Annotated in this window: 15 protein-coding genes and 1 pseudogene; 11 read left to right on the top strand and 5 right to left on the bottom strand. The window is 34.7% G+C overall.

Going from position 1 to position 16,591, the window contains the following annotated elements:
• Positions 1 to 38: 38 nt before the first annotated feature.
• The 3 genes from AC3RV6_RS11200 to AC3RV6_RS11190 all read right to left on the bottom strand — a co-directional run bounded on the left by AC3RV6_RS11200 (position 39) and on the right by AC3RV6_RS11190 (position 3,024).
• Positions 39 to 455 carry a hypothetical protein gene (locus tag AC3RV6_RS11200; RefSeq protein WP_489746123.1) on the bottom strand — a complete coding sequence of 139 codons (417 nt, stop codon included), beginning with the start codon at positions 453 to 455 and terminating at the stop codon, positions 39 to 41.
• A gap of 498 nt (positions 456 to 953) precedes the next feature.
• Positions 954 to 2,279 carry a hypothetical protein gene (locus tag AC3RV6_RS11195; protein ID WP_489746122.1) on the bottom strand — a complete coding sequence of 442 codons (1,326 nt, stop codon included), beginning with the start codon at positions 2,277 to 2,279 and terminating at the stop codon, positions 954 to 956.
• Between the two features lie 424 nt (positions 2,280 to 2,703).
• Positions 2,704 to 3,024 (bottom strand): hypothetical protein, encoded by a 321-nt coding sequence (locus AC3RV6_RS11190; RefSeq protein ID WP_489746121.1) that lies wholly within the window; start codon positions 3,022 to 3,024, stop codon positions 2,704 to 2,706.
• Between the two features lie 255 nt (positions 3,025 to 3,279).
• Here AC3RV6_RS11190 and AC3RV6_RS11185 point away from each other — a divergent pair, with 255 nt between their 5' ends.
• Both AC3RV6_RS11185 and AC3RV6_RS11180 read left to right on the top strand, forming a co-directional pair.
• Positions 3,280 to 4,110: a Hachiman antiphage defense system protein HamA gene (locus tag AC3RV6_RS11185; RefSeq protein WP_489746120.1), complete on the top strand. Its 831-nt coding sequence runs from the start codon at positions 3,280 to 3,282 to the stop codon at positions 4,108 to 4,110.
• Positions 4,052 to 7,066, top strand: a complete 3,015-nt coding sequence (locus AC3RV6_RS11180) for a DEAD/DEAH box helicase (protein ID WP_489746119.1) — start codon at positions 4,052 to 4,054, stop codon at positions 7,064 to 7,066. The genes AC3RV6_RS11185 and AC3RV6_RS11180 overlap by 59 nt, the downstream gene beginning before the upstream one ends.
• 230 nt (positions 7,067 to 7,296) lie before the next feature.
• Here the strand turns inward: AC3RV6_RS11180 and AC3RV6_RS11175 are convergent, their stop codons facing one another.
• Positions 7,297 to 7,824: a hypothetical protein gene (locus AC3RV6_RS11175; protein WP_489746118.1), complete on the bottom strand. Its 528-nt coding sequence runs from the start codon at positions 7,822 to 7,824 to the stop codon at positions 7,297 to 7,299.
• A 390-nt stretch (positions 7,825 to 8,214) separates the two neighbouring features.
• Here AC3RV6_RS11175 and AC3RV6_RS11170 point away from each other — a divergent pair.
• The 6 genes and pseudogenes from AC3RV6_RS11170 to AC3RV6_RS11145 all read left to right on the top strand — a co-directional run.
• A pseudogene (locus AC3RV6_RS11170) lies at positions 8,215 to 8,400 on the top strand (peptidase M28); the annotation flags it as partial.
• A gap of 71 nt (positions 8,401 to 8,471) precedes the next feature.
• Positions 8,472 to 8,732 carry an AbrB/MazE/SpoVT family DNA-binding domain-containing protein gene (locus AC3RV6_RS11165; protein WP_489746117.1) on the top strand — a complete coding sequence of 87 codons (261 nt, stop codon included), beginning with the start codon at positions 8,472 to 8,474 and terminating at the stop codon, positions 8,730 to 8,732.
• A gap of 246 nt (positions 8,733 to 8,978) precedes the next feature.
• The gene (gene argF / locus AC3RV6_RS11160; RefSeq protein WP_489746116.1) at positions 8,979 to 9,941 is read left to right on the top strand and encodes an ornithine carbamoyltransferase; all 963 of its coding nucleotides are present in this window, start codon (positions 8,979 to 8,981) and stop codon (positions 9,939 to 9,941) included.
• Positions 9,942 to 10,081: 140 nt separating this feature from the next.
• Entirely contained in the window at positions 10,082 to 10,294 is a 213-nt protein-coding gene (locus tag AC3RV6_RS11155; protein WP_489746115.1) for a helix-turn-helix transcriptional regulator, read from the top strand.
• Complete coding sequence (locus tag AC3RV6_RS11150; protein ID WP_489746114.1) at positions 10,291 to 10,788, top strand: hypothetical protein; 498 nt, start codon at positions 10,291 to 10,293, stop codon at positions 10,786 to 10,788. Before AC3RV6_RS11155 ends, AC3RV6_RS11150 begins: the two co-directional genes overlap by 4 nt.
• Complete coding sequence (locus tag AC3RV6_RS11145) at positions 10,788 to 11,231, top strand: small multi-drug export protein (protein WP_489746113.1); 444 nt, start codon at positions 10,788 to 10,790, stop codon at positions 11,229 to 11,231. Before AC3RV6_RS11150 ends, AC3RV6_RS11145 begins: the two co-directional genes overlap by 1 nt.
• Before the next feature lie 50 nt (positions 11,232 to 11,281).
• Here the strand turns inward: AC3RV6_RS11145 and sspI are convergent, their stop codons facing one another.
• Positions 11,282 to 11,494: a small acid-soluble spore protein SspI gene (sspI, locus tag AC3RV6_RS11140; protein WP_489746112.1), complete on the bottom strand. Its 213-nt coding sequence runs from the start codon at positions 11,492 to 11,494 to the stop codon at positions 11,282 to 11,284.
• Between the two features lie 91 nt (positions 11,495 to 11,585).
• Here sspI and AC3RV6_RS11135 point away from each other — a divergent pair, with 91 nt between their 5' ends.
• From AC3RV6_RS11135 to pheT, 3 genes are all read left to right on the top strand, one after another.
• Complete coding sequence (locus AC3RV6_RS11135) at positions 11,586 to 12,347, top strand: TrmH family RNA methyltransferase (RefSeq protein WP_489746111.1); 762 nt, start codon at positions 11,586 to 11,588, stop codon at positions 12,345 to 12,347.
• Between the two features lie 563 nt (positions 12,348 to 12,910).
• A complete protein-coding gene (pheS, locus tag AC3RV6_RS11130; protein WP_489746110.1) occupies positions 12,911 to 13,948 on the top strand; it encodes a phenylalanine--tRNA ligase subunit alpha in 1,038 nt (345 codons plus the stop codon).
• Positions 13,949 to 13,960: 12 nt separating this feature from the next.
• The gene (gene pheT / locus AC3RV6_RS11125; RefSeq protein ID WP_489746109.1) at positions 13,961 to 16,372 is read left to right on the top strand and encodes a phenylalanine--tRNA ligase subunit beta; all 2,412 of its coding nucleotides are present in this window, start codon (positions 13,961 to 13,963) and stop codon (positions 16,370 to 16,372) included.
• The last annotated feature ends 219 nt before the right edge of the window (positions 16,373 to 16,591 follow it).

The following is a 16,591-nucleotide window of genomic DNA, read 5'->3' as shown; positions in this document are numbered from 1 at the left end:
CATGACAAGATAAAGTTAATAATTAAAGTAAAAGCCAGTTATTCAAGAATTATTCCTTCCAGAATTTCTTTAGCGACTTCACTTCTAAAAAGTTTGTCTGTCTCGAACATTCCGACAGCTTTATCACCGATAATGTGTTCAAGCATATCACCTGCCACTTGCTTGCCAATTCTAGTATTTTCTGATGCCCCATAAAGCCATGCACCAAGCAATCGAATGGTACCATCTATATAGTGGGTTCTTATTGTCCCAACATGAAAAATCCCATTCTTAATGAGAGCATCCATAACATTACTAGCTTCGTCGTAAGTCAAATATCGACGTTCAAAGGCACCAATACGTAGATTACTATTCAAACGTATTGCACCAATAAGTTCATGAAAAAGTTCCACTTCACTGTTTTCTTTAGGTTCCAACAGAAAAACCTGACTACTACGTTTTAATCTCACAGTCATAACTATAAACCTCCAATTAATTGCGATATTAGATAATATCTAGAAGTGTATGAATAATGACTTCTAGATATAACTGTCCGTTTAATAAAATTATGCTTAGTAGAGTCAGATATCAACACAGAAAGATGAACAGATAAATTAATGTCGTAGAGGCTCCACGTCAAGTCTAAAAACTATCCTCATTACGAAAAAATAATCATGAAAAAGCGGAATAACTAACGTGGTAAGATGTCCGATTTAATGGGTTTCTTTTTAATGCGATTTTTACAGGAATAAAGATTAACGTAGATTATTCTTTACTTAAGCAGTAACAAATGTATGTTTGTCTTCCCTAATAATAGTGAGGTATGTAGTGGACTTGTGACGTTACTGTAATTTAAGAAAATTGAAACGGAAAAAATTAACTAATATCGAGAAGTAAATTTATTTACTTCTCGATAGGTTAATTGTTTGTCGTTAATATCTAATTATATTTAAGGAAGTTGTTTAATACTAACTCTATTTAATAAACTTTTCATAAGCTGTTTTATTTTTAACAGGTATGGCATCAACATTTAGCAGCCCAAGTAACTTTTTAAATTGTTTAGCACATCTTCCCGCATTTTTTAATCGATAATTTAAGTAGTTATCTTCGCTAATAACTGAAAATAGTTGTTCTACTTCTCTTAATGAAAAGTTTTCTATCATTTGTTCATAAAAGGGAGTAGCTGAATCTGACGTCCCATAAGGACTTCCCACATAACATAGAGCTACTACATATACATATCTATTCAAGATTGGATTAGGAATCATATTGTCAAAAGAGACAGCTAATCTTTCAGCAAAAGGCTTTTCATTATAGAAATTATCAAACCCATGATGTGCTTCCTCTAAGTCTTTAATCGCTGTTAAGACAATTGAAGTAATCTTGTCTTTTGGAAGTATATCGAATGCTCCAACCTTTTCAAAAAATCTTTCCGAATAGCCTCTTTTGTCGGTAGAACCATTCATCAGATATGTGGAATATAGACCTAGGAGGTCTGCTATTGCACTGTCATTGTAGGTACTCCATGTATCTTGGGAGATTGAAAGACAATTGTGTCTAATATTCTCGTCATTTTTTTCATCAACATAATTTGCGAAAAGCATTTTAAGTAATGCGGATTTTTGTAAATCATTAGACTTTAAAATTTTATCTACAAAAGTTTCCTTAGTATGAGAATCTATTTTACCTCCTTTTATAACTGACATAAAGTTAGAAACAGGGAATCCTATATATTGAATGTCATTACCTAAAATATGTTTAGTACACTGATGCATAAAATAATTTAGTTCCGTACCGTCCAATACTGAATTAGAAGGATGTGCATTAGAGTAATTATTCCTTATCTCCCGACAGGTGTTAATAAAAAAATAGGAATCATCATTCAAAAAACCTAATTCAACGCAAATATCAATTAGGTCTTTATCACGTATTTCCGCTAACTTTTTCTCATTAATATCTCTTTCTAAAAATGAAGCAGCCTCTGAATAACCAAAGTTCTTTACTTTTAGACGTAAGGCTAGAATCGAAGTGTTCCACATATCGTTTACAGCTGCGCTAAAGAGACCCATTCGTATAGATACAACCATTCTAGCAAGTAGCTCATGTCTGTATTCAATGTTTACATCCTCTAAAATTTTTCTTAAATTCGACCAAACTATTTGAATTTCCTCTTGATTAGCTAAAACTGTTCTAGGAATTCCTAAAGAATTAGTTAAACTGGTGATAATTGGTTCTGTATCACAAGCGGTGAAATCTGGAAGAGATGCTTCGACTACTTTTAAATATGAAATATAAATCACTCCTTCATTACAGATTATACCACTTATTGCAAAATAAACCTGACCTTTAGTGAGAAATAATTTACTATTCTTGAATTATAGTAACTCATTAAAATTATTAACTTATATTTAACAATCTTTTTGCGCGTAAATTATTGTTAGCACTCGATTAAATTAGAAATTGTCCAATCTAGCTCTTTGTTTAGTTAAATTAAAAAATCTATTTGCGAATACTACTTCACAAAATGAAACAAGTACTTCATAAAGTATATATTTTTTTTGAGAAGTGGTTTTCCTATGAAAACTATGAATAAACGTCCCTATTACACGTTAAGTACTTCAAAACAGCAGCATCTGTTGTAGGAGTAAAATAATATAGAACTCTATTGTGTATATCTTGATTTATCACTTTATTTAGTTTGAAAATAAACTCTATCGATGTCTTTTACCAATTAAACTTTTCTGGTTTTCGACGAGTATACCTTGTCTTTTTTAAAAATCCTGTCCTAATCAATTTATGAAGTTCATTTGTGGGCTTACTTTTAATAATATTCGATATATCTTCTTTTTCAAAAGGTTGACCTTCATTGGAATAACCCATGTCATTTACTTTACTTGCAACCTTTTCCACACTACCTATGTATGCGTATTCCTTGATGATTTGCTCTTCTAATGTTTCTGGTTGGAATGATTCAACTAAATCAACATACTTTTGTAATTGCTCAATATCATTTTTTATTTTAGAAACAATTTGTAAGTTTTTCACTATATCCACCTCCCTGTGTCCAGAGTATTCTATAAGTAATATTGAAAGCCCTCTATATTAAATTTCTTTGGTGAGTTAAGGGAAACTAAGTTTTAGACTTTGCACAGTTCGTATGTAAATGATTAATGAAATCACAGATTGTATTTAAATGATGTTTTTCAACAGATTCCAGTGTGTTAAGATTCAAGCTTGTTCCATTATTACGGATTTACTGATAGTATTGGTTAATAATGGGCATTTTGGAGGAGAATGGTTGTGGACTTGATAAAGCACTTTGTTCAAGAAAATGAAGAGTTTTCTTTTTTTAGAATAAAAGATGAAGAGCTAGATGTATTATTAAGAAAATTACCAAATGAGTTTAGAAGATGTTACGTATCAGATACTGATTTGGACGAATTTGTTGCAATAACAAATCAACAAGCTGGAGAAGTTTTGAAAGATAATTATATACCTGAGAATCGGAGTGTAATGTCTGGAGAGTTTGGTGAGATATTCTCATACTTCTTTTTAAAGGATTATTATTTACCTAATGTAATAAATGGTCCTAAAAAATGGATTTGGAAAGATGATAAAGATGCAGCGGTACATAAAACGGATATAATGCTGTTTAAAAAAGGGGAAACAGCAAGTCCAACTGATGTAGTGGTATCCGCGGAGGTTAAAGCAAAGGCTACCGCAGCAAAGAGCAATCAAGTCGAGAATGCAATAAATGATATGCAAAAGGATTATGTTAGCCGGCTTGCTACATCACTAACGTGGTTACAATCAAAGTATCTTAAAGATAAAAATATCGATGAATATAAAAACTTAAAACGCTTTGTAAACCCTGCTGAATATGGTACTTATTTAAAAGATTTTAAAGCTATAGTTATTATTGACTCTGACCTAGTCGAAACAGAAATGGCTAAACCACGAAATGTTAATAATTTAGACTTTGACCATGAAGTAATGATAATTACATTTAATGGTTTAAAAGATGTGTACGAGCAAACATATGGTGATATTTTAAATGAAGGGGTGGAGAAATATGATTCAGGAAACTCTGAAAAGATGGATAGCGCAATCACAGTCTTGGAGGAGCTTTAATGAATTTGAACTTCCAGTAGAGAACGAAGCAAATTATCCTTTCTTACAGAGAAAAGATGATTTCTATATCTCTCTTTTTAGTAATATGATTAATCTTGTTGAAGAAGGGGACATCTCCGAAAAAACAAATGAGTTATTATCGATTGCAAAAGGATTGGAAATTTACTCTCACAAAGAAACTAGTGGAAGTTTTGTAGGGGTTAATAAAGAAGTTAATATGTTATATGCTAGCGCTCTGTATTATTTAGCAGGATACACCTCTTCAGCATATATATTAGCTAATTTAATAGAGCTAGAGGAATCACATACACAATTTGAATTGTTTTTATCACAGTTTCTAAAAAGGGAATTAAATAGTAATGAGTATTCCTCATTATTGAAAAAATATTTAGATACAGGGAATGTAGAGCATTTTAATATCTTGTTAGATTGCATAATCAGCGATAGAGATAAAGCGCTTGATGCTAGTCCAAGTGACTTCATATCTCTGACCATCATTCAAGCGTTGATTAAAAACTTTGCAGAAAATAACGTATGGAAGGATTTGATTGAAAATGCAAATGTAAGTGTAGACCAGACCGACTTTGTACGGAATGGTTTTATAAAGAAACCAGAGTTATGGAACTTCTTCCCTTCTCAAAGGAGTGCAATAAAAAAGGGTATTCTAACAAATCAAGAAGGAAGTTTTTCGTTACAAATGCCGACAAGTGCAGGGAAAACAGCAATATGTGAATTGGTTATATATAATTATATAAAAGAGAACCCAAATGCTAAAGTGCTGTTCTTGGCACCGTTTAGAGCATTGGCTTCTGAGTTGAAGAATACGTTAAGTAAAAGGTTAAAAGACTTAGGTATCAGTGTGAAATCAATATACGGGGGAAATATTTCAACGGGAAATGAGGAGACTGGCATTGAGGATGTGGATGTGCTTATCTCGACTCCTGAAAAGCTAATGGCATTAGAAGGGATTATACCAAACTTATATAATCAGTTTTCATTAATTATCTGTGATGAAGGACATCTAATTGATGATATAACTAGGGGGTTAGATTATGAGTTACTACTTACAAAATTGAAAGTGATAAAAAATGATTATTATTCTAGAAGATTTATATTTCTATCTGCAATTATTCCAAATATAGAAGAAATAAACACTTGGTTAGGAGGAAGTGAAGATACAGTCGTTACATCAAATTACAAACCTACTCAAGTTGATTATGGATTTCTTAAGGAAACGGCAAAGAATAAAGCTTTTCATTTAGATATTAATCCACATTTGAATCAACCTGAGTCTTACATATTGTATAAATTCCTTGTCCACTCAGATTATAAATATATCAAACAAGAAACAGGGAGAATGAATACATATAGTATGGATACTTTTAAAAGAAAGTCTGTTGCAACAGCACTTAAATCACAAGTTACAGGGACTGTTGCGTTATTTACAACTGCCAAAAATGGTCATAGCGGTGTTCATGGACTTTCTGAAGAAGTAATTAATCAAATAGAAATATTGGATTTACCGAATCCATTAACATATGCGGAAAAAAACACTCTTGATGAGTTGAATGAACATTTCCAACGAAGATTTGGAAGCGAATATCTATTAACAAGATTATGTGAAAAAGGAGTTCTTTTTCATCATGGAGATTTACCACAAGATATTCGAGAATTAATTGAATTTGTAATTAGAGAATCCAAGATTAGAATGATTATTTGTAATAATACACTTGCGGAAGGAGTTAATCTTCCAATAAAAACAATTGTGTTAAGTTCTACACAGAGATACACAAAAGAAAATGGGGAACATTCACAAAGAGATATTTTAGTTAGGGATTTAAAGAATTTAGTAGGTAGAGCAGGAAGAGCTGGTAAAGAAACTAAGGGAACGGTAATGTTTATTAATCCTAATTCCTATAATTTGTTCAATAAAGTTATTAATAATACAACTGAAAAAGCGACAGGTGCTCTTTTTCAATTTGTAGAGACGTTAGCAGCTGAAATTGAAAGTCAAAGTGTGAAAACAGGAAATAGGTTTATTCTAAGTAACAAAACTCTTGAAGAGTTTCCAGAAGAATATTTAAGAATTGTAGACTCTTTAGATTATTCATTGGTTAGCTTATTAACCGAAGAAGTAGTAGCCACTGATTTAGAAACTACAATAGAAAAATTTGTGAAGAGTTCTTTTGCATATCAACAAACGACAAGAGAGCAATCTGATTCTTTAGACACGTTATTCCAATTGAGAGGGAATAGATTAAAAGAACATCTAGAAAGAGGAGAATTTGTTTACTTAAAACGAAATAATCTTAGTGTAAGGGATTATAAATCAATTGTTAGTTTGGTTGATTTAAATGATGCAGTTTGGCAAGAATTAGAGCAGCCACTTGATGAGAAATGGATAACAAAGATAATTGAGATAATTTTTTCGTTTCCTCAAGTAGAGTATGGAATAGAGAAGTTTAATGAAAAGAATAAAGGCATACTTACCAAAGAAAAATTGATAGGTATAATCACTTATTGGATAGATGGTTCTTGGTATGAAGAAATTGCGGAGTATAATGATTTGACAGTAGTAGAGGTTTTAAACATAGAACGTGGAGTTATTGGCTCTTTTATAGAAACCAATTTAGCGAAAGTAGTAAATACAGTTTCTTTACTATTGGAAAACCAAGGGAAACAAATATCCGTAGAAGTGAGAAATTGGGTAAAGTACCTTTCTTATGGAATGAAGAAGCAGGCGCATCTTGACATAGTTAATATTGGTATTACAGATAGAGATGTTGTCATAGAGTTAGAAAAATTAATGCGTGAATCTAGATTTGAATATGATGATAGGTTTGAATTAATGATATATTTAGCTTCAGATAAAGAAGAGATTATTAAAAATCTTTCTTCTAAATTAACTGTAGTATCGTTAAGGGCATTGGAAAATGACTTTATTAATATGAGTTAAGTATTTTAGAGAGTTAATTTATGGACTAACTCATTACTTCAAAAAGCGACAACTGGTTTATAATAGGAAGAATAGAGAAATATCGGGAAGTGGTATAACCTATAAGAAATCATGAATGAACGACTCTACGACACGTTATGCACATCAAAACGCAGCTCCTGTTGGAGCCATGTACTTGACGACTGAAGCAATTATAGTCATTACTATAAATATATGTTTAATGGGAGTCCTTATTTTGAGGATTCTCTTTTCATTATGCAACCATTTGGTATATCGTATTGCTCAGGATTACTAGATATTTTAACACGTCTAATTTCATCATCAAATTCACTCCATTGGTATTCTTTAAACATTAAAAAAGCCATTAAAACATAATTTGCCTTTATATTATTTAATGCATACCAACAAACTTCTCTTTGAATTAAATCTACATCCTCTTTATCAATTTTATCTAAGGGAATAATAATTTCTTTTGCCGCTTTATACCCATCATAATTCACACTGAAAAAAATAGAAGCATTTTCTATTTCTTCCTTATCCTTTGCAAAGCTTTTTACTAGGTGTTCATCACTTTTTGTTAACCATTTAATTGAAGTCTTAATATCTTCATTTTCAAAAAGGTCTCTTGCTTTTTGATAATATTCACTACTTTTCTGCAAGTGAAATTCTTTATCATTCCTAATTGTAGTATCTTCTAAAGGTTCTAAATTTGATGATATTCTGGACTTGAAAATACTGTTTAAAATTTTTATGAACAAATCTATATCCTCCTATTCTGTATCGTACGTTTCTATTCTATATCAATCATTGTCGGTAAAACTTTTATTGAGCACGATATTGGATTTAAAGTGTTCTTTTGTATGGTGATTGGATTATCTATAGGGCGTATTATCTGATATTGAGTTAGGGTATCTTCTTGTTAATACGTTACCTCTAACACTCACACAAATTGAGGTTGCTAACGAAACGATAGTACATAGTAGAAGGTTGAAACTTGAATAACTTAATGCTAAATAGTAGACTAGAACTAATGAAGGCAAAACTTTGTTCTGATATAGTTCATTCCGATAAAGTACGTTCTTTTAACAGCGAAGCGGCATATATACTGTATTTATGTGTGGAAATGATAGAGGTACAGGATTCATTGTGATGCAGGTTCTATTCATATTTCTGCAAATGGTGTACCCGCACTGGCTGTCTGCATTGCTACTAGATATATTCATTCACATGCAGCGATGTTGCACCGTGATGATTTTGACAATACTGTAAAACTAATTGTCGAAGTGATTAAAAAGTTAGACCGTGATACAGTGAATAAAATTATATATGATTGATAAAATACTATCTAATCCAAGTGTTATAAGCGCTTAACTCATATTCAGCGGAAAAGTAGGAGGGATAACCCATGAAAAACATCGGTGTTACTAGAAAAGTGGATTCATTAGGTCGAATTGTTTTGCCTAAAGAATTACGTAGAACCCATAGTTTAGATGTTGGTACGCCTATTGAAATATCTTTAGATGAAAATCAAATCATATTAAAAAAACATGAAGTTGCAAATGAATGTGCTGTGACCGGTGAAATTCTACCTGAAAATAAAGAGTATTTAAAGGGTGTTTATTTAAGTCCAAAAGGTGCTAAAATCCTTTTGGATCAACTTTTGTAAGTGTTAATGAATCTGTAATAATTTAGAAGATTTACTATTAAAAGACCTATGAAACCTTGTTAATCCAATTTTGGGTGAACAAGGTTTTTTTTATTTTTTTATAAGTTTTCTTTGGAAATCTTTGTGAAATTTGGAGAGAGGTTTACTTCTATTAATTAATGTAATAATTTATAATAATTCACTTGACTTAATAATTATGCATGCCTATAATTATTTATAATAATAATTAAAGGGCGGGGATATATTTTGACGAATCAATTATTAGTAGATAATGAAATTTTAAAAGGTTTAAAAGGCCGTGATTTATTAACATTACTTGACTACACGAGTGAAGAAGTTATGTGTTTAATAGATAAAGCAGTAGAACTTAAAAAAGAGACAACTGCTGGAAATAAGCCACCTATTTTGGCAGGTAAAACGCTAGGCATGATTTTCGAGAAAAGTTCAACGCGAACACGAGTGTCATTTGAAGTAGGAATGATTCACCTCGGAGGGCACGGCATTTACTTGAATGCAAAAGATTTACAAATTGGACGTGGCGAGTCAATAGCGGATACCGCAAAAGTACTTTCTGAGTATTTGGACGGTATTATGATTCGTGCGAACTCTCATGAAATGGTGAAGGAGTTAGCAGAAAATGCTTCGATTCCAGTCATTAACGGCTTGACAGATATCTATCACCCTTGCCAAGCGTTAGCTGATTTACAGACGATTATTGAAGAAAAGGGATCGTTGAGCGGATTGAAAGTTGCTTATATTGGTGATGGTAATAACGTCGCACATTCATTGGTCATTGCTTGTGCACATGCGGGGATGCATGTTGCAGTTGCAACGCCTGTTGGTTACGAATGTGATAGTGAAATCATCGCAAAATCTAAAGAATTAGCTGCGAAAAAAGGCGGAAGCGTTGTAGAAACAACAAATCCAGTGGAAGCAGTAACAAATGCAGACGCAATTTATTCAGACGTCTGGACCAGTATGGGGCAAGAAGAAGAAACAGCTATTCGATTAGTTGCTTTTAAAGACTTCCAAATCAATGATGAACTAGTAGCTCATGCTAAAAAAGATTATATGTTCTTGCATTGTTTACCTGCGCATCGTGAAGAAGAAGTAACAGCTTCTGTTATTGATGGACCAAATTCACATGTCTTTGAACAAGCCGGTAATCGTCTTCATGCACAAAAAGCAGTTCTAGCTACTTTGTTATAAAATAATTCAATTGAATATAATAAAATTAAAAGACTAGGTCATAATCCTAGTCTTTTTTTGTTAATCAAACATAACTTAATGTACACAATACTTTACAAAAAGTTAAGTATTATGTACATTAGGAGTTAGGAGGTGTCGTGATGCTTAACAACCGATTGAAAGAACTGCGCGCGCGCCATAATTTCACGCAAATTGAATTAGCTAAACGGGTTGGTGTGACACGACAAACGATTGGTTTTATTGAAAAGGGAGAGTTTTCACCTTCAATCACATTGTCGTTGAAATTATCTAAGGCATTAAAATGTGATATTAACGAATTATTTTGGTTAGAAAGGGAGGAGGAAGAAAAGTGAAAAAAGATATGCGTGTATCTTATCCGTTATGGCAAATGGGATCTATTATTATTTTAATGGTATTAGTGTTAACGATTGGCTATTCATCGACGTTTACGATCTTTGATGAAGGTGGATTTGAATTTCAAGCTAATATTGAAAATAAGTTAGGTATTGTATTTAGTATTACATTGCTGTTATTAGTCGCATATATGTCTTTATTTTCATGGAAAGTCTTTAAACATAATCGACGATTACCGGAAAGTAAAATTAATATGTTGTCAATAAAACCGCAAGAATATATGGAAGATGATGAGTTGTTTGAAGAAATAACGAAACGCGCAACGAAAAAGGTTTATACTTATTATACTTGGGCGTTGCCAGTACTAGCTGGACTATATATTGGGGTACCCGTTGGTAAAACGTGGATGATTGCTGGTATTTTATTAGTTGCTATAGGTCAGTATTGGATTTATTATCGTACAATTAAAAAATATGTGTCAGGGGAATCGTAATGTTTCAATATTTGTTAGTGTTTTTAGGTGCGGCTGTACCTGGGTTAGAGATCATGCTGGCGATACCACTTGGGATAGTGAGTGGATTATCGCCATTAGTGGTTATTATTCTAGGATTTACAGGGAATTTAATAACAGTGTTAGTGGTCATAGTTGGCTATCAAAGAATTAAAAGGTGGATGGATAGTAGAAAGAAAGCTAATGATAAAAAGGAGTCAAAACGAACTGATCGTGGGAAACGAATTTGGGATAAGTATGGAATGCCCGGCGTGGCGTTACTTGGCCCGATATTAATCGGAACGCATATCGCTGCATTTCTGGGGCTTTTACTAGGTGGGAAGAAAAGTAATGTTGTCGTATGGATGGTTTTTAGTATTGCCTTATGGTCGGTTGTATTTGGTGTAGCTACAGCTGCTGGATTTGATTTATTTGTTAAGAATTAATGAATAGAAAAAGCCAACCAAGGAGACGGTTGGCCTTTATTATGTGGGGATTAACTTGCTTTAAACGCTTGTGCAAGTTCGTTCAGCATTTTAGACTTATCTTGTTCACCTGAGCCATTCCATAGTTTTTCGAAAAACACACCAAGGCCTGGAAGTAGATGTTCTTCGCCGCGTTGTATGGCATCATCTACTACATTTCGAATCTCTTCCGCACTATTATCCGTCATGTTTGCCGTAATTGCATCTCTAATTTGAAAGTCCATTTTATCATCCTCCTGCTCCCATAATGCACACAATTATCGCCAACTATACGGTCATTTGGTACACTAAAAAGAAAAAGGCGGTACTTACATAATGAAGCGGATTGAATCGATTCAAAATACACTCGTAAAGAAGTGGAAAAAGCTTGTTTTAACGCGAAAAGAGCGTGACAAATCAAAAGAATTTTTAGTAGAAGGTTTTCATCTTGTTGAGGAAGCACTGAAAAATAATGCAGTCATTACGCTAATTAAACGTGAAGATGTTGAGATTCCTGAAATATGGCAAGTTAAAATAAGTGAAATTGTTGAAGTGAATTTAGAGGTAGCAAAAGAGTTTTCTGAAACAGAGCGCTCTCAAGGCGTATATGCACATTGTCGTCAGCCTGAACATGCGGAAGGACAATATGAAAACTGGGAAAGATTATTGTTTGTCGATGCCGTCCAAGACCCGGGTAATTTAGGGACAATGATTCGAACAGCAGATGCAGCTGGGATTGATGCAGTCATTTTAGGTAAAGGAACTGCGGATTCTTATAATCCTAAAACTGTTCGATCTGCGCAAGGCTCACATTTTAATATACCAGTCATTAACGGAGATCTTACTAAATGGATTGAAAAATCAAAAGTTAAAGACATCCAGATTATTGGAACCGGCCTTACGAATTCAGTTGATTATAAAGAAGTGGAAGTAAGTAAGAAATTTGCCGTACTTGTTGGTAATGAAGGTAGTGGTGTACAACCAGATTTATTAGCCATGACGGACGCAAATGTAATTATCCCGTTGTATGGGAAAGCAGAATCATTGAATGTTGCGGTTGCAGCAGGTATTTTATTGTATGAATATGTACAGAATTGACTTCGTTGTTGAAGGACAATAGAGATTCATGTATACTATTGATTAATTGATGAAAATGCAGTGATTGGGAAGAGAAAGCAATTGATGAGCCACAAGGAAGTTCGTGCCTTGACTGAAAGCGCGGATAGGTTCTGTTTGTTATCGATTCACCCCATGAGCAGCCACCAGGACTAGAGCAATCTATAAAGGTGTGCCGGCACCGGGCCGTTATCCCGATTTGAGAGATTCCATCCTTGATGGAGTAATCAGGGTGGTACCGCGAAAAAACGTCCTCGTCCCTTTTATAGGGGCGGGGTTTTTATGTTGAAAGCTTTGTTATGCATAATTGTTGATTTATGTGAGTAAATTTCACATTTACTAATTTCAAACTCGATATCCGTTGATTGGAGTGGAAAGCGTCCGCCTACAGCGCAAATTAACGATGTTCGGATTTTGTGGTATTTTTTTTAATTATGAAATTGATTTATGTAGATATATTAATTGAAGAAGAATACGACAACTCCTAAGGGATAGTTGGAATCAACAGTATTGTTTAACAAAGCCAATTTGAAAGGGGAATGACTATGGAAGCGCAATTAAATGAATTAAAAGAACAAGTACTTGCGAAAATTAATGAAGCGACAAATTTAAAAGACTTAAATGATGTTCGCATCGCATATTTAGGTAAAAAGGGACCAATCACTGATTTATTAAAAGGTATGGGAAAACTACCTGCAGAGGAACGCCCTAAAATGGGTGCTCTTGTGAATGTTATTCGTGAATCGGTTACTGAAGTGCTAGAAGAACGTATGGCAAAACTTGAAGTTGAAGCGATTAATGCACAACTTGAAAAAGAGTCAATTGATGTAACATTACCAGGAAGGCCTGCGAAAACAGGAAATCATCATCCACTTACACGTGTTGTTGAGGAAATTGAAGATTTCTTTATTAGTATGGGTTATGAAGTTGCAGAAGGACCTGAAGTTGAGAAAGATTACTATAACTTTGAGGCACTTAATTTGCCTAAAGGGCATCCAGCACGTGATATGCAAGACACATTCTACATATCAGAAGAGACACTTCTTCGGACGCATACATCACCTGTACAAGCACGGACGATGGAAGCAAAGGGCGGGGCACCTATTAAAATTATTTGTCCTGGAAAAGTGTATCGTCGTGATAATGATGATGCGACGCATTCACATCAATTTACTCAAATTGAAGGTCTCGTCATTGGCGATGATATTCGTATGAGTGATTTAAAAGGAACATTATCATTATTTGCGAAAGAAATGTTCGGTGATGACCGTGAGATTCGTCTTCGTCCAAGTTTCTTCCCATTTACAGAACCGTCAGTTGAAATGGATATTTCTTGTTTCAAATGTGGTGGAGACGGCTGTAATGTATGTAAGAAAACGGGCTGGATTGAAATTTTAGGTGCCGGTATGGTGCATCCGAATGTACTAGAAATGGCTGGTTATGATCCAGCTGTCGTGACAGGTTTTGCTTTTGGTATGGGACCTGAACGGATTGCAATGTTGAAATACGGAGTGGAAGATATTCGTCATTTCTATACGAATGACGTGCGTTTCAATGCGCAATTCCACCGGACAGAGGCATAAGGAGGAAATTACATGTTAGTATCGACAAAATGGCTAAAAGAGTATGTCAATATAGAGGGTATTCCGACTGAAGAATTGGCGGAGAAGATTACACGTGCGGGAATTGAAGTAGATGGGATTATTAACCGTTCACAAGGAATGACACATGTTGTAGTTGGATATGTAGTTGAATGTGTACAACATCCAGATGCGGATAAATTACGTATTTGTCAAGTAGATGTAGGTGAAGAAACGACGCAAATTATTTGTGGTGCAGCGAATATTGCAAAAGGACAAAAAGTCATTGTTGCACGCCCAGGTGCAGTTCTTCCAGGCGGATTTAAAATTAAAAAAGCAAAACTCCGTGGTGAAGAATCGAACGGCATGATTTGCTCACTACAAGAGCTAGCAATTGAAGGTAGACTCGTGCCGAAAGCATATGCAGAAGGTATTTATGTTCTTCCGGAAGATTCGGTTGTTGGCAGTAATGCGCTAAATATCCTTGGATTAGACGATCAAGTACTTGAATTTGATTTAACGCCGAATCGCTCGGATGCACTAAGTATGTTAGGTGTTGCTTATGAAGTAGGGGCAATTTTATCGGAAGAACTTAAGCTTCCTGAAATTAATTTGAATGAGATTGATGAAAAAGCAGCTGACGTATTAAAACTACGCATTGAAAATAAAGAAGAAAATCCGATGTATGTTGCGAAAGTCGTGAAAAATGTCAAAGTGGCTGAATCACCTTTATGGCTTCAAAACCGTTTAATGGCATCAGGCATTCGTCCACATAATAACGTCGTTGATATTACGAATTTAGTTTTATTAGAATATGGTCAACCGCTTCACGCATTCGATTATGATCGTCTTGGTACGGGAGAAATCGTTGTTCGACTTGCTGAGGAAGGTGAGAAAATCACAACACTTGATGATGCAGAACGTGTGTTAAAAGCTCATCAATTGGTCATCACAAATGGCAAAGAGCCTGTCGCACTTGCTGGTGTTATGGGTGGCTTGAATTCAGAAGTTCATGATGGTACGACTACAGTTGTCATTGAATCTGCTTACTTTGCACCAGCATCAATTCGTCGTTCATCAAAAGAACACGGTCTTCATAGTGATGCAAGCACGCGCTTTGAAAAAGGGGTAGACCCAGAACGTGTACTTCCAGCAGCAGAACGTGCGGCACAGTTGATGGCCGAACTTGCAGGTGGGGATGTGCTTCAAGGTTACGTTGTAATTGACGAACTTGATAAGACACCGGTTCGCATTACGATGTCACCAGATTATATTAATAATCGTCTCGGTATGAAAATATCTTTAGAAGAAATGTTATCGATTTTAGAACGTTTGAAAATTAAAACTGAAGCGATTAACGGTCAACTAGTCATCGATGCACCAACACGTAGACAAGATATTCGCATTAAAGAGGACATCATAGAAGAGATTGCACGTTTATATGGTTATGATCATATTCCTATGACATTACCAGTAACAGCGTCAAATCCAGGTGGCTTGAATCCGTATCAAGAAAAGCGTCGTATCGTTAAAAGATTCTTAGAAGGTGCAGGCCTTTATGAGTCACTTACGTATTCACTAACAACTAAAAAAGATGCAACAACATATGCACTTGAAACAGCACCTGTTACACAACTTTTAATGCCTATTAGTGAAGACCGTAGTATACTTCGTCAAAGTATTATTCCACACCTACTTGAAGCGGCAACTTATAATGTTGCACGTCGAATGAGTTCGGTTGCTCTTTATGAAGTTAGTGCAGTATTCCTTGGCGAAGAAGAAGATGGTTTACCGAAAGAAGTTGCGCATGTTGCGGCAGTTATTACTGGTAAGTGGGTTGATCATGCTTGGCAAGCTGAATCTAAGGTGGTTGATTTCTACGTGCTAAAAGGCATCGTGGAAGGTATGATGAATAGCCTTGGATTAGCAGAGGGGCTTGTATTTGAAAAAGTTGTTCTAGACGGCATGCACCCTGGACGTACTTCAAATATTTATTACAATAATGAACGCATCGGTTTCATCGGACAAATTCATCCGACAGAACAGAAACTGCGTGACTTGAAAGAGACTTATGTGATGGAAATGAATTTGGATCAAATTCTTGCGATTGATGCTGGCGAGTTATTGTATACATCTGTTCCGCGTCATCCATCAATTTCAAGAGACATCGCACTCGTCGTCTCTAGTGATACATCTGCTGGCACATTGGAATCAGTTATTAAGCGTGCGGGCGGTAAGTTACTAACTAGCGTTAAATTATTCGATTTATACGAAGGCGACAATGTGGAAGATGGTAAGAAATCACTCGCGTTTTCATTGACATATCAAGATCCGGAAAGAACCTTGACGGATGAAGAAGTTGTCAAAGCACATGAAAAAGTATTAACAGCACTTACAACAGAAGCGGGCGCATCGCTTCGCGGATAAAATTAGGAAACCCTCCACGAGTATTTGAACTCGAGGAGGGTTTTTGTGTAGGCAGAAGGTATTGAAATGCCGATATGTTGTGAGAAGTGTCTGATATAAAGTAGCGAGTGTCCGATATAATTCTGATAGTGTCTGATATACAACTACAAGTGTCCGATATATTTATAAACGGATGAATTAATTGGGAAAAGCCTAGAAATTAATTACTATTAATGCGTA

The organism is Sporosarcina sp. So3-204 (assembly GCF_058068165.1).
The sequence above is the reverse complement of the archived record's forward strand: the minus strand, read 5'-3'. Positions and strand labels throughout refer to the sequence as shown.

What these genes read in the sequence shown, in the direction of transcription:
- AC3RV6_RS11200 (WP_489746123.1), bottom strand. Translation starts at nt 455, where the DNA reads ATGACTGTGAGATTAAAACGTAGTAGTCAGGTTTTTCTGTTGGAACCT.
- AC3RV6_RS11180 (WP_489746119.1), top strand. Translation starts at nt 4,052, where the DNA reads ATGATTCAGGAAACTCTGAAAAGATGGATAGCGCAATCACAGTCTTGG.
- AC3RV6_RS11165 (WP_489746117.1), top strand. Translation starts at nt 8,472, where the DNA reads ATGAAAAACATCGGTGTTACTAGAAAAGTGGATTCATTAGGTCGAATT.
- AC3RV6_RS11155 (WP_489746115.1), top strand. Translation starts at nt 10,082, where the DNA reads ATGCTTAACAACCGATTGAAAGAACTGCGCGCGCGCCATAATTTCACG.
- AC3RV6_RS11145 (WP_489746113.1), top strand. Translation starts at nt 10,788, where the DNA reads ATGTTTCAATATTTGTTAGTGTTTTTAGGTGCGGCTGTACCTGGGTTA.
- sspI (WP_489746112.1), bottom strand. Translation starts at nt 11,494, where the DNA reads ATGGACTTTCAAATTAGAGATGCAATTACGGCAAACATGACGGATAAT.
- AC3RV6_RS11135 (WP_489746111.1), top strand. Translation starts at nt 11,586, where the DNA reads ATGAAGCGGATTGAATCGATTCAAAATACACTCGTAAAGAAGTGGAAA.
- pheS (WP_489746110.1), top strand. Translation starts at nt 12,911, where the DNA reads ATGGAAGCGCAATTAAATGAATTAAAAGAACAAGTACTTGCGAAAATT.
- pheT (WP_489746109.1), top strand. Translation starts at nt 13,961, where the DNA reads ATGTTAGTATCGACAAAATGGCTAAAAGAGTATGTCAATATAGAGGGT.